A 13,667-nucleotide genomic window follows, 5' to 3' on the forward strand; every position below is an offset into this window, starting at 1 on the left:
CGATCAGGATAGCATGACCGTCATCGACCTGGCGCAGCGTGCCCCCGAACTACGCGTCGCTCCCGATGACCGCATCTCCATCGTCGTCAGCAGTAAGGACCCCGAGCTTGCCACGCAGTTCAACCTCCCCGTGGTGACGAATCGCGTCGGGGTGGAGACAGGCTTTGTTAATCAGAACCCCTCGGTGTCGACCTACGTCGTAGCTCCTGATGGTACGATTGACTTCCCCGTGCTGGGACGTATTAAAGTAGCGGGTAAGGATAGACATGGGATAGCCACCGACATCAAGCAGCGCATCATCGCTGGCGGACTGCTCAAGGATCCCGTAGTGACAGTAGAGATGACCAACCTCTACGTGTCCATCTTGGGGGAGGTACAGCGTCCGGGACGCTATGCCTTAGACCGCGATAGGATGACTATCCTTGATGCCTTCAGCCTCGCGGGGGACCTCACGATCTACGGACGTCGTGACCGCATCCTGCTCCTGCGTCAGGAGGGGGATCAGCAGGTGGCCTACCGCCTCGACCTGCGCTCGGCAAGTAATCTCATGGCCTCCCCAGCCTACTACCTCAAGGCGGGTGACGTCATCTATGTCGACCCCAATAACTACCGCGCACGCCAGTCTACGGTCAATGGGAACAATGTCCTCTCGACGTCCTTCTGGATCTCGCTGGCTTCGCTCGCTACCAGCGTAGCCCTGCTCATCATCCGTCGTTAATACTAGCTCTACATGAATACCGACCAATTGCAGCAGCAGGAGTTGCTGGAGTCCTCCATTAGTCTCCCCGATCTGCTCAAGCTCTTCCTCTCGCACTGGCGCTGGTTCCTGCTCTCCCTGGTGATCTGCATGTCGCTGGGGATGCTCTACCTTAGCATCACGCAGCCAGTCTACACGCGCTCTACCTCGATCCTAATTAAGGAGGATAAGGAGAATGGTGCCTCCGCGGGGGATCTTAGCGCCTTCCAGAACCTCGGTCTCTTCCAGGGCTCGTCGAAGGTGCAGAACGAGCTGATCACTATCCAGTCGCCCGTCATCATCACCGAGGTCGTACGTCGCCTTGGGCTGAATGTCAACTATAGCGTCCGCACCGGCCTGCGCTCCCATACGCTCTATGGCACCGAGCTGCCGCTGCGTCTGCAGCTCCTCGACCGTGATCCCGAGGAGGGAAGTAGCCTCGTCCTCAGCCCCTCCAGCGATGGTAGCCTTGTGCTGAGTGACTTTGTCTCCGCAGGGGAGAAGCTCCAGCAGGCACCCATCAAGGCGCGCTATGGCGATACCATCAAGAGCCCTATTGGTCGTCTCCTCGTCCTCCCCGTGCAGGGTGTCTCCGCTCAGCTCCCTCAGGAGGTCAAGGTCTCGATCTCTCGTATCGATGATACTGCCAATGGGGTGCTCTCAGGATTGAAGGGTACCCTGGTTGATGATAAATCTACCGTCATCCAGCTGACCTACAACGACGTCTCCGCGCAGCGCGCCGAGGATATCCTCTCTACCATCGTCTCGGTCTACAACGAGCTGTGGGTAGAGGACAAGAACCAGGTGGCGGTCTCGACCTCGCGCTTCATCGATGAGCGCCTCGATGTCATCCAGCGTGACCTGGGTGCAGTCGACGGGGATATCTCCAAGTTCAAGAGCCGTAACCTCCTGCCCAACGTCGATGAGGTCACCCGCCTCGTCCTCGACAAGAGCAAGGAGGCCGAGGCGCAGCTGCTCCTGCTGAGCAACCAGATCTCCATGGCACGCTACATCCGCTCCTACATCCTAGACGAGCGTAACCAGTGGCGCGTGCTGCCTGCCAACTCCGGCATCGGTAGCGATCATGTCGAGAGCCTCATCGGGGAGTACAACAAGAACCTCATCCTCTACAACCGCCTTAAGGCCAATAGTAGTGAGGCGAACCCCCGCGTGCTGGACCTCGAGCATACGCTCACCGAGCTACGTAGCGCAGTGTCCAAGAGCCTGGACAACGTCATCGTCTCGCTCTCCACACAGATCAATAGCCTTCAGGCCAGCGAGCAGCGCAATACCTCCCGCATAGCCTCCAGCCCCGAGCAGGCCAAGTACCTGATCTCCATCGAGCGTCAGCAGAAGATCAAGGAGGCCCTCTACCTCTACCTGCTGCAGAAGCGTGAGGAGACGCAGCTCAAGCAGTCCTTCGCTGCCTACAATACGCGCGTCATCACGCCGCCTATGGGTTCGCGTAAGCCCTCCTCGCCCGTCACGCGCAACATCCTCCTGGCGAGCTTCGTCCTGGGGCTCATCCTGCCTGCTGTTGCCATCTTCGCTATCGACACCTTCGATACGAAGCTCCGTGGCCGTAAGGATGCCGAAGTCCTCTCGATACCCTACCTCGGGCAGATCCCCGACATGAATAAGTATCGTAGCCTGAGGGCGCGCCTGGCACAGCGCTTCGGCCGCCTGCCCCACGACTCCAATAGAGTACGTCCTCTGGTCGTCACGGCTGCGGGTGGGGACCAGATGAACGAGGCCTTCCGCATCCTCCGTACGAACATCCAGTACATGCTCCCGAAGGATCGTACCCAGGTCGTCATGCTCAGCTCCATCAATCCCGCTAGCGGTAAGACCTTCATCACGCTGAACCTCGCCAATAGCTTTGCCCTCAAGGGGAAGCGTGTCGCTGTCCTGGACCTCGACCTACGCCGCGCCCTGCTCTCGCTCTACATCAACCGCCCTAAGCCAGGGCTCTCCTCTTTCCTCAATGGGGAGATTAGTAAGGTCTCGGAGCTGCGCTACACGCATCCCGACATGCCGGGGCTGGATATCTATCCTGTAGGGATCATCCCGCCTAACCCCGCTGAGCTGCTCTCGACCGAGCGTCTCTCCGAGCTCCTCGACCAGCTGCGCCCGCACTACGACCTCATCCTGATCGACTGCCCGCCTGCCGAGATCGTGGCCGATGCCAGCATCATCACCGAGGTGGTGGATATGACGCTCTTCGTCCTACGTGTCGGCGTGCTGGACAAGCGCCTGCTCCCCGAGCTCGAGCGCTTCTACCGCGAGAACAAGTACCGCCAGATGACCTACGTCGTCAACGGTGTCGACCAGCTCAGCAGCAAGTACGGCTACAACTACGGCTATGGTGACTACTATGCCCAGAGCAAGTAGCCGCGCGCTCCACTGATCCGCATACCCTAGCGAGCCTACGACTTCCCCTTTCGGGGGGCGGTCGCAGGCTCGCTCTCTTTATACCTCTTACCAGAGTCCCTCGCAGCACCTCGTACGGGTGTGAGGCTCTAGTCCCCCGAGTGTGAGGCGGTCAGGCGTGCCGCGGTGCGCGGGCTGTCTAGCCTCTAGGGGACAAGAAGCGCTACTGCGGTGTGCGGCAGGTGACCCTACCTTATCTCATTCCTGATGAAGATCAAGTACTACACGCTATGTCTGCTTGCAGCGGCTGCACTCCTGCCGCTGCAGGCCCTGGCACAGAATGCCAAGCCCTTCGTCGTCCCCGAGCTCACCAGCTGGCAGGGGGGCGAGGGTAAGTTCACCCCCTCGGGACGTATCGTCCTCGCCTCGAAGTCCAAGGCGCTCCGCTCTGCTGCCGAGGCGCTCGCCGCCGACTACCAGCAGATGTTTGGCCAGCGCCTGCAGCTCGTCTCGAGACGGGCACAGGCTGGGGACATCGTCTTTGCCCTCAGCAGCGATAGCTCCCTCGGCGAGGAGGGCTACCAGCTGGATATCCGCGAGCAGACGACCGTCCGTGCCCGCACCGCACAGGGTGCCTACTGGGCGACGCGCACGCTGCTGCAGCTCTCGGAGCAGGATGCCCAGCGTCAGCTCCCCCAGGGCAGCACGACCGACATCCCGCAGTATGCGCTGCGTGGCTTCATGCTGGACGTCGGGCGCAAGTATATCCCCATCGACTACCTGCGTCAGCTGGTCAAGGTGCTCGCCTACTACAAGATGAACACGCTGCAGCTGCACCTCAATGACAATGGCTTCAAGCAGTACTTCGGCAATGACTGGGCGAAGACCTCCGCGGCCTTCCGCCTCGAGAGCACGACCTTCCCTGGGCTAGCACCTAAGGGGGCCTCCTACTCCAAGCGCGAGTTCATCGACCTGCAGCTGCAGGCCGAGGCGCAGCACGTGGACATCATCCCCGAGATCGACGTCCCCGCCCATACGCTGGCCTTCGCACACTACCGCCCCGAGCTCGCGTCCAAGGATCAGGGGGATGACCACCTGGACATATTCAATCCGAAGACCTACGAGTTCATCGACGCGCTCTTCCGTGAGTACCTCGCGGGGCCCAATCCCGTCTTCCGTAGCAAGCACTTCAATATCGGTACCGACGAGTACAGCAATGCTACCGAGGAGCTGCGTGAGAAGTTCCGTGCCTTCACCGACCGCTACGTGCGCTACGTGGAGAGCTTCGGTAAGCAGGCCTACCTCTGGGGCTCGCTGAAGCACGCCTACGGCAAGACGCCCGTCAAGCTGGATAAGGCGGTCCTCCTCGCTTGGTCGCGCGACTTCCTCGATGCCTCCGCTGCGCGCAAAGAGGGTCAGCGTCTGGTCAGCATTCCCGACGGCTATACCTATATCGTCCCTGCGGCGGGCTACTACTATGACTACCTGGATACCAAGCTGCTCTACGATAAGTACACCCCAGCGCTGATGGATCGCAGCACGCGCTTCGAGGAGCAGGACAGCTGCATCCTCGGGGGGATGTTCGCCGTGTGGAATGACCACTACGGCAATGGGATATCGGTCAAGGATATCCACCATCGCATCATGCACGCCCTGCCCTACATGTCGCTCAAGACCTGGACGGCAGGCAAGACTGCCGTACCCTACGAGACTATGCAGCGCCTGAGCCCCACGCTTAGCGAGGCCCCAGGCGTGCATGAGCTCGGCCTGTGGGCTAAGGGCGAGCAGCGCGAGGTGCTGCACCTGGAGCGCCTGCAGCCAGGGGCGAAGCTCGGGGCGAAGCTCCTCGAGATCGGCTACGACTACTCGGTGAGCTTCACCGTCGAGCCCCGCGAGGAGGCTAAGGGGACGGTGCTCCTCTCGAGTCCCACGGCTAAGGTCTACCTCTCTGATCCGCGTCAGGGCCTCCTCGGCTTCGCACGTGATGGCTACCTCAATACCTTCCGCTACCGCCTGCCACAGTCAGGCAGCAAGGTGACCATCACCATCGAGGGCGACAACGAGGGTACGAGCCTCTACGTCGATGGCCGCCTGCGTGAGCGTCTGGGCCGTCAGACGCTCTACGCGCAGCCCGTCGGGGGCGATCCCGCACTTCGCCTCGACCAGCAGTACGAGGCGCCTGACCAGTTTGCCCCCGAGGTCTACCAGGTGCCCCAGCGTGGACGTATGTTCTATGTACGTACGTTGGTCTTCCCGCTTGAGGAAGCTGGGCAGTTCAAGAGCACGGTGACGAATCTGCGCGTGCTGAACTACAAGCCTAAGCACTAGCCTGCGCGTCCTAAGACCCAAGGAGGGGTGCCCGCTCTATGCTGTAGAGCAGGCACCCCTCCTTACTTATATATAGGATGGTGCTGTGGAATGATAGGCTGGAGGCCTCGGATCGGGGATGAGCCTAGTCGAGGCCTTGGGCTAGGGGCGGCGAGTAGTCGTGCGGATCGTAGCTGTCGCCCGTGCAGGGGAGAATGAATAAGCCTCAGGAAGGAGCCCACGCGTAGGCCGAGCGATGCCCGTCCACCATGACACTCCACCTGAGGCGTATCCACTAAATTATACGGCGAGAACCGACTTGCTCCCTTGATTTGAAAGAGTGAGCACCCTCTTTGGGGAATCAATTCCAGCGCGCCGCCCCCTTGCGGGCTCGGTCACAGCTGTAGCTTTCCTCGAAGCATAAGATAGGCCTTGCAGGTCTTCTGGCTCGCATACCTTGTCTCAGCCCCTACCTTCCCAGTGACACAGAACCACCAGTGGCGCTCCCCAGCCTCATCAGCCTCGGAGCTCGGAGCTAAGCTGTATGATATGCACACAGCAGCGGGACTGCTCGAGATTCACACTCGATTCCCTTTTAAGCCCACCACACGGCACACAGAATGTGTGGTGAGCACAAAGCCTTCACAAAGATAAGAAAAGTACACAGATATCCCCTCACCGCTATTCCAAATCTGCTGTAAAGATGGGGACAGCCGTGGGGGGATAGCCTTTAGAGCGCTCGGGCCGAGGCCGCTAGAGGCTCAGCGAGGTGGTGAACTGCACGTTGCGCCCCTCGGCAGGGATGAACTGTGTGCTATTGATCACCGTGCGGTAGTAGCTCTCGTTGAAGAGGTTATTCACATTGAGCTGCATGCGTACCCCCTCCATCGCCTCGAAGGTCAGCACCATATGGGCGACGGTGTAGCTGGGTACCTTGATGAGGTTGGTGTCATCCGAATAGTAGTCGCCGTTGTACTCCAGCCCGAAGCCGAGACGCATTGAGCCTGGGCTATGGCGGTGTGCCCCTAGCGTGTTGAAGAAGGCCCAGCTCGTGAGCTTGCTGCGGGGGACGCGCGTCAGGCGATTGCCTGCCATGACCTCTCGGGTGAAGTGACTGGAGGTGAACTCCGCGATGCGCGCGTCCGTCAGCGAGTAGCCGAGGCTGAAGTCGAAGTAGCGCGTGGGCACGTAGCTCAGGTCGAGCTCTATCCCCTTGCTGACGGAGGCCCCGACGGCACCCCCGATCTTACGCCCGTCGGCCGCGACGCCGAGGTTGGTACGCACGAGGTTCTCCAGGCGGATGTGGTAGGCTGCGGCGCTGAGCGAGAGCTGCGTGCCGAGGTCGAGGTGCAGCCCCACCTCCCACTGACGGCCCCGCATGGGCTTGAAGCTCTTGAGCTCCTCGGGGCTCATCTCCTTCCCGTCGGGATTCATATAGACGACCTCGGGAGAGAGGGAGATCAGCTGAGGCTTGAAGAAGCTCGAGAGCGAGGCGTAGACGTTGAAGCTCTTGGTGAAGTTGTACACCGCGCCGAGGCGATAGGTCAGGGCGGTATTGGTCAGCTTCTGATCCGTCGTGCGGTCGAGGCGCTCGCGGTCATTGGTGTTGTAGATGCCGTAGTCGCGGTAGAAGTTGTCCAGACGCAGCCCCGCCAGCAGCGAGAGCTTGTCCCAGGTCATGAAGTCCTGTACCGAGAGGCTATTGACTACGTCCCTGAAGACCTGCATACGGCTGTACTTCGTGTAGATAGGTCCCTGATCAAGGACAGGATCGGTCAGTGTGACGATGGAGCCGACGCCTGGCCCTGAGTAGGTGGCACGGTCTAGGCGACGTAGGTCGAGGAAGGAGAAGTTATAGGCTGCCAGTAGGGCATGATGTGTGGCGCCGAGCTCGGTGCGCCCTGTCAGCTCCAGTTGGTTCTGTGCCGTTAGGGTCCCGTAGGCGAAGGCAAAGCCGTCACGGCGTACGCGGTCGATCAGGATGGGTACCTTCGTCGTGCCGTCTAGGTAGTAGTGCTTGGCGCCTGTGGCTTCGCTGCCCGTCAGGTAGTTCAGCCCGTCGGTGGAGTAGTAGTTGAGGCTGTCGTAGGAGAAGAAGCTGCGGTTCGTCAGCTGCCAGTTGCGGTCGATCTTGTACTGATACTTGGCCTGGAGCTTCACTGCCTTGTTGGTGAGGAACTCGTTGGGGTCGGTGTAGGCGCGTGAATGGGGCTCGCTGCTGGGGAAGCTACCCATCTTGTAGGCGAGCTGGTCGGTGGCGCTGTCGTAGACGTCCCACGCCAAATGAGGCTGACCGTAGTCGCCGCGGAAGCGATCGCGACTGAGGATAAGCGATAGACCGAGGCGGTGCTTGGGGTGGATGCGGTAGTCGATGGCGGCGTAGGCATTGGCCTGCTTAGTGTAGTTGCCACGCCAGCCGTCGCTGTCGAGATACTCGACGTCGGCGCGGGCGTTGAGCTTCTTGCTTAGGGCACCCGTTGCGCCCGCTGTCACCCGATTCGTCCCCCAGCTGCCCCTGGTGTAGCTCGCCTCGTAGCTGGCTCGGGATCTGGGCTGCTTATTGATGATGTTGACGACGCCACCGAGGGCCGAGTGGCCTACACTCATGGAGGCGGCCCCCTTGAGCACCTCGATGTGGTCTACAGCGGCCATCCCCGTCAAGGGGGCGGACTGCCAGAGGGCATGCCGCTCATCGCGCATCCCGTCCGTCAGGACGACGGACTCGTAGAAGCCACGGAGGAAGAACATGTGGAAGCCCCCGTAGTCCTTGATCGCATTGACGCCGGGGATGTCGCGCATAGCCTGTGCGGGATCGGTGAAGCCCATCAGCTGGATCTTCTCCAGCGGGAGGATGTTGGTTGTCAGGGGCACCTCGCGCTGCGCTGCAGGGATCTTGAGGACGGCGTTGGGGGCGTAGACACGTGCCCCGTGTACGATGACCTCACCCAGCATCTGTGTGCTGTCGAAGGGGCCTTTTGACTGAGCCTGCACGGCCAGGGGCAGCGCAAGCAAGAGAAGTAGCGACTTCTTCATACTCAATTAAGGTCTTGGGTTAGATAAATGTCTTGGCGCTGTGTGGAGGATCGAAGCATGCTCTATAGCCCTCCGAGCGCAGTACAAAGATAAGGAATCCCGCTCGCCTAGAGTGCTTTCCGTGCGCGGACTGCTTGTGTGCTGCCCCCTGCTTTCCTAGGCAGGCGCGGCGAACTGATCTGTGGGGCGGAGCGAAGGGACTGAGGAGGCAGAGCGAAGTGCCTGATGGAGCCGAGAAAAGTAATATAAGAATCGGAGAAAAGTTATATAATATTCGGCAGAAAGTTATATAATATTTGTCCGAAAGTTATATAACTTTTCCCGAGAACTTATATAATATCTCGGGAGAAGTATTATTATATCCCGAGCAAAGTAATATAAGGTCTTGGCTGAAGTAATATAACTTCGGCGAGGAACTTATGGTACTTAGCGCGCCAAATTATATGGTTTCTCCCGCGAAGATCAGTACCTTTGCTCCAGGTAATGCTTATGTCTCCTCGCGAGGCCTAGCCTCCGCCCGCGCTGAGATTCGTATCGGAGGCCCTAATCTATATGATATCATGGCAAGCAAAGCTATGCAGTACGTCCTCACCGAGCGTAAGTTCGTCCTCGGCAAGCACGCAGGGAAGGTCATGCAGGTGGCCAAGCCCACGGGACGCCGCTGCGTGGACTTCGAGCGCTTCTGCGAGCTCGTCGCCCGCGGTACCACCCTCAACTACGTCGAAGTACAGGCTGTGCTCAACCTCGCTGCTGATATGGCGCGCGAACTGGTAGCGCAGGGCGAGATCGTCGACTATGGTCGCCTCGGACGCCTCAAGCCCACCTTCAAGAGCAAGGCCGTAGAGCTCGGTCAGCCCTTCAATCCCAATGTCCACATCGAGCGCCCCGCCGTCACACTCCTGCCCTCCAAGCAGTACTTCTCCCTCCACGACGTTAGCTACGAGCGCGTAGAGGCCTCGGGGCACAAGACGGCGAAGAAATAGCCGCCCGCACCTCCCCCGGCCACGCCCCACGCCCCGAGGCCTAGGGCGCAGCAGCTCGAGGCGAACCTGCATACCTACACTAAATACACAGAGCTACTATGAAGCGATTCCTTGCCCTCCTTCTGCTCCTCTTCACACTTAGCCTCTCGGCGCAGCAGTCCGAGCTCATCGAGCTACGTGGCCGCCTCGTGGAGCGCGGCAGCGAGCGCCCCATCGTCTCGGCCATCCTGAGCCTCGAGCCCAGCACACCGCTGCCCGAGTACAGCGCGCTGCAGGCCGTCAGTGATGATCGGGGGCACTTCGTCCTCGCCGCTCCGCGTGGGCGCTACAGCCTCGTCCTGCAGTACCAAGGGCAGCGGCAGACGCTGCTGGCGGCACTCGAGCTCACCGAGCCCCGCGACCTCGGGGTGCTGAGCCCCGAGATCGCACGCCAGCTGAGCGCCGTCGAGGTGACGGCCGAGGCGCCTACCTTCCGCTATCAGGGCAGCCGTGTGGTCATCTCCGGCTCCCAGTGGAAGCAGGCCGCGGGCGGTACCGCGCTGACGATGCTACGGCAGCTACCCGGCATCACCCAGCACGGAGACCAGCTGCCGCTGCTCTATGGCTTCACCGAGATGGCTATCTATGTCGATGGCCGCAGCACCAGTCACGCGCCGGTCGGCTCCGTCCTTGCCTTCCTCCAGAACCTGCCGATGGAGCAGGTCGAGAGCATTGAGCTGATCCTGCAGCCTATGGGGAGCTTCGACCGTGCCCCTGGGATCAACATACGCCGCCGCCGTCAGCTCAAGGACATGATGCTGCTCTTTGGACAAGGGAGCCTTATCCAGCAGCACTACCTCTCGGGGCACCTCGCCCTGCGCCTCGACCTAGAGCGCGGGCGGCACAGAGGCTACGGCTACTACAGCTTCAAGTCCCGTCACCGCCTGGAGACGCTGGATCTCACGCTCCGAGGGCGCGACTATCAGGACCGTCAGGAGCAGCGTCCGCGCCAGGTGCACCAGCTCGGGCTGGGCGATGAGCTGCAGCTGACCCAGGAGCAGCTCCTGGGGCTGCAGCTGCTCTATACACGGACAGGAGACAAGCTTTACCACGGGAGCACGGCGCGCCAGCTCCAGGCGCAGCAGCTCTACTCGACGCTCTACCATCAGCTGCAGCGGGAGCACTTCATCTGGGAGACCTCGGCCGAGCTCAGTCTGCACGGGGATGAAGTGTCCTACCCAGGGCGTCAGCTCGATGGCGCCCCAGCAGGTATGGGAGATAATTCCCTCGAGCGGCGCGAGCGCAGCACGCTCTATCAGTTCAAGACAGGCATAGGCGCGATGCTTACCGAGAGCCTGCAGCTCAGCACTGGCGTCGAGCTCCAGGGGCTCGGCTACCGTCATCGCTACCAGCGCCAGAGCGAGGAGGGACGCGCCTCCGAGCACTATCTACGTGGCTTCGCTACGCTCAATCAGACGGTCGGCGCCTTCTCCTGGGAGCTGAGCCTGAGCCTGCTGACGGAGCGCCGACGCATCGAGCCTGCCGCGCCCTCTGGTACGCCCGCCCTCGACTACAAGCAGGACAAGGTCTACTTCACCCCCTCCTTCCTCCTGGCCTATCAGCTCGCGCCACGCCATCGCCTGGAGCTGCAGCTCCTCAGCGACAAGGAGCGTCCCCAGCTCGGGAAGCTCATGCCCTATGAGGGCTCAGTGAGCTCGCACCTCACCCGCACGGGGAACCCCGAGCTGCGCACTGCCCTCTGGCATCAGCTGCAGCTGGCCTATAGCTACCGCCGCGCCGCACGCCTCGAGCTCAGCTACCGCGATATGCGCCATCCGCTGGTGGAGGCGCTGGATGGGCTGACCCTTCGCCCGACGAACCTCGACTACACGCGCTACCTGCGTGCCCTCATCGCTCTGCCCCTACCGCTGTATCAGTCCAAGGGCTTCAGCTGGTGGGCGCAGACCTACCTCGTCGGGCAGCGTCAGTGGGACGCGGGCTCGGTGCTGGGGACGCCCTTCTCCGCTGTGACGAATGCCGGCTACCTCATGCACAAGCATCAGCTGGGCCTCGCCGATAGCTGGTACCTAGATCTGAGCTTCACCTACTACAGTGCGCTACGCTACCAGCTCTTCGCCATGCAGCCGCAGTACTTTGTCGATGGCAGCCTCAGCCACGTGCGTGGGCCGCTGCGCATCGAGCTCGCGGCGCATGACCTCTTCGGGACGAACAAGGCCCGCGGCCGCTATGATGTCGGCGCGACGCAGCTGGACTTCGTCAACAAGTGGTATACGCCACAGGTCTCCCTGAGCCTCTACTACAGCTTCGGCTCGCGTAAGCTGAAGGAGAACAAGCTGCGCCAGGAAGAGCAAGCAGACCGTCTCCGCAGCGGCGCCGAAGATGGCCTCCAGGTGACGACAGGTCACTAGCCCTGTCCCGCCGCCTTTCCCTTCGCCTCGCCTCCTAGGCTCAGGCCTCAAAGCAAGCCCCCCGCCACACTGCTCTCGGAGCAGTGCGGCGGGGGGCTTGCTATTATAGGTGGGGGCGGGAAGCTGCCTCGCTGAGGGGCGCGCCTTAGCGCTCGGGGCGGAAGCCGATGACCGTCAGCGGCAGCACGGGAGCCTCATCGCCGAAGGCTAGGTCCCCGACGGAGACGAGCGCGATCTGTAGGTAGAGCTTCGTACCCTCCTGCTTGGCGGAGCGCAGCTCGAAGCGGGGACGCTTGAGCCACAGGTCACGGGCAGCTCCGCGCTGCTCATTGCCGCCGTAGATCACTTGCTTGCTCTCGTCCCAAGTCAGGTCGACGAGGCTTCGGCTGACCTTGAGGCCGAACTGCAGGTACTCCTCGCGCAGCCAGCTCCCTTGGCGCTGCTTGAGGCGCTGCAGTAGGCTGGCCTCGTCCGTAGCGCCCTTGGTTAGGCTGTAGAGCTTCGTCCCTAGACCCGACTTATGGACGAGGGTGAGCTCCGAGCCGAGGTTACTGAGGGCCTTGAAGCCCGATAGCTCGTAGTTCAGTACGGCTAGGATGTCGTCGCCCGTCGTACCGATGCGCGTCACCTGCACGCGGAAGCTGAGGCTGTGGCTCGTCTCAGACTGCTGCTTGCTCCCCGAGATGAGCTGCACGGCATACTTGCTGCGGTCGTAGCTGAGGAGCTCGCCCATGTAGACATCTAGGTACTCATAGACGCCAGCTAGGTAATGCTTGGGGGCGAAGTCCGACTGCAGCTGGACGAACTGGCCGAAGTAGGCGTGGCGGTCGAAGGGCAGGTAGAGCGTCTCACTCGGTACGCCCTTGTAGCTCAGGACGAGGGCGAACTGACCTCTGCTCCCCTCCGTAGGCTGGTAGCTGAGGGACTGGAGCTTGACCTCCTTGCGCTCTGCCTCCGTGAGGGTGTAGGTCTTACCCTCGACGGTGGAGCTCGTGAGCTTCAGTAGCGGTAGGAGCTGCTCGAGGCCGATAGCCTCCTTCTTGCCCTCGGCGTAGTAGGCGTCGAAGGGCAGAGCCTTGAGGTACTGGGCAGTGCTGACGGTCCAAGCTGCCTGCAGGCGCTTGGCTAGGGTATAGTCGCTGGGGCGCTCCTGCTTGGGTTCGTCTGGCTTGGGGGTGTCGGGTTGCTTGGGTTCCGTGGGCTGCTCGGGCTTCTTAGGCTCTTCGGGCTTGGGCTGCTCGGGCTGGCCGGGCTGGGGCTGTTCCTTCTTCGGGTCCTCGGGCTTAGGCTGAGGCGTGGGCTCGTCCTTGCGGCAGCTCGCTAGGAGCGTCAGGGCGGCAAGGCCGTACACTAGATGCTTCTTCATACTCATAATCAACGTGCAAAGGTAACGAATTGCTATAAAAGGAGCGCTACCCTAGTCCAAAAGTCAGGGTAGCGCTCCTCGGCTTTTGCTGGGGTAAGCCCGTCCCTTTGCTTCGCTATCTGAGGGCTTGCCATGCGCGTCCGTGTGTGGGCGAAGGCACCTCCTGTACGTAGCCGTGGGCGTGGAGTGCGTCAGCTAAAGGGACGCAGCGGCTGGACACGTCAAGCGCCTTGTCTCAGCTCTCTGAGGAATATCCCTCGGCGCGCTGACTGATAGCCCTCAGCCCCGCGACAGACGTCTCTCAGTGCGCTGACTGATATCCCTCACGGGTACTCCGCCTTAGCTCGCCTCTAGATGCAGCGAGCCCTACAGAGGCGACACGCACCGCGCGAGCTGATCGCTCGGGGAGGATGTGTCGCCTCTGTAGGGCTCTATTCTTGGGGGCTTCTCGCAGGGCCTAGGCC

General features: G+C 61.3%; 7 protein-coding genes and 1 riboswitch. Of the genes, 5 read left to right on the forward strand and 2 right to left on the reverse strand.

Going from position 1 to position 13,667, the window contains the following annotated elements; translation table 11 throughout:
- The 3 genes from Q0248_RS02075 to Q0248_RS02085 form a co-directional block, all read left to right on the forward strand.
- Positions 1-718 (forward strand): polysaccharide biosynthesis/export family protein (locus Q0248_RS02075; protein ID WP_363316756.1); only part of this gene is annotated, 718 nt, incomplete at its 5' end.
- A gap of 12 nt (positions 719-730) precedes the next feature.
- The gene (locus tag Q0248_RS02080; protein WP_299319158.1) at positions 731-3,127 is read left to right on the forward strand and encodes a polysaccharide biosynthesis tyrosine autokinase; all 2,397 of its coding nucleotides are present in this window, start codon (positions 731-733) and stop codon (positions 3,125-3,127) included.
- A gap of 246 nt (positions 3,128-3,373) precedes the next feature.
- The gene (locus tag Q0248_RS02085; RefSeq protein ID WP_299319161.1) at positions 3,374-5,434 is read left to right on the forward strand and encodes a family 20 glycosylhydrolase; all 2,061 of its coding nucleotides are present in this window, start codon (positions 3,374-3,376) and stop codon (positions 5,432-5,434) included.
- A 394-nt stretch (positions 5,435-5,828) separates the two neighbouring features.
- Positions 5,829-6,047: riboswitch (cobalamin riboswitch) on the reverse strand.
- A gap of 119 nt (positions 6,048-6,166) precedes the next feature.
- Here Q0248_RS02085 and Q0248_RS02090 read toward each other — a convergent pair.
- Complete coding sequence (locus tag Q0248_RS02090; RefSeq protein WP_299319164.1) at positions 6,167-8,446, reverse strand: TonB-dependent receptor; 2,280 nt, start codon at positions 8,444-8,446, stop codon at positions 6,167-6,169.
- A gap of 560 nt (positions 8,447-9,006) precedes the next feature.
- Between Q0248_RS02090 and Q0248_RS02095 the strand changes: the two genes are divergently transcribed.
- Both Q0248_RS02095 and Q0248_RS02100 read left to right on the forward strand, forming a co-directional pair.
- Entirely contained in the window at positions 9,007-9,429 is a 423-nt protein-coding gene (locus Q0248_RS02095; RefSeq protein WP_299319166.1) for a histidinol phosphate phosphatase, read from the forward strand.
- 98 nt (positions 9,430-9,527) lie between these two features.
- Positions 9,528-11,837, forward strand: a complete 2,310-nt coding sequence (locus Q0248_RS02100) for an outer membrane beta-barrel protein (protein ID WP_299319169.1) — start codon at positions 9,528-9,530, stop codon at positions 11,835-11,837.
- Between the two features lie 145 nt (positions 11,838-11,982).
- On the opposite strand, the gene Q0248_RS02105 is transcribed toward Q0248_RS02100, so the two are convergent.
- The gene (locus tag Q0248_RS02105) at positions 11,983-13,203 is read right to left on the reverse strand and encodes a hypothetical protein (RefSeq protein ID WP_299319171.1); all 1,221 of its coding nucleotides are present in this window, start codon (positions 13,201-13,203) and stop codon (positions 11,983-11,985) included.
- Between the last annotated feature and the right edge of the window lie 464 nt (positions 13,204-13,667).

The organism is uncultured Porphyromonas sp., assembly GCF_938046015.1.
In the GTDB taxonomy this organism is placed as follows: Bacteria; Bacteroidota; Bacteroidia; order Bacteroidales; family Porphyromonadaceae; genus Porphyromonas.

Excerpts from the sequence above, each read along its gene's own strand:
- Q0248_RS02080 (WP_299319158.1), top strand. The coding sequence starts at position 731 with ATGAATACCGACCAATTGCAGCAGCAGGAGTTGCTGGAGTCCTCCATT.
- Q0248_RS02085 (WP_299319161.1), top strand. The coding sequence starts at position 3,374 with ATGAAGATCAAGTACTACACGCTATGTCTGCTTGCAGCGGCTGCACTC.
- Q0248_RS02090 (WP_299319164.1), bottom strand. The coding sequence starts at position 8,446 with ATGAAGAAGTCGCTACTTCTCTTGCTTGCGCTGCCCCTGGCCGTGCAG.
- Q0248_RS02095 (WP_299319166.1), top strand. The coding sequence starts at position 9,007 with ATGGCAAGCAAAGCTATGCAGTACGTCCTCACCGAGCGTAAGTTCGTC.
- Q0248_RS02100 (WP_299319169.1), top strand. The coding sequence starts at position 9,528 with ATGAAGCGATTCCTTGCCCTCCTTCTGCTCCTCTTCACACTTAGCCTC.
- Q0248_RS02105 (WP_299319171.1), bottom strand. The coding sequence starts at position 13,203 with ATGAAGAAGCATCTAGTGTACGGCCTTGCCGCCCTGACGCTCCTAGCG.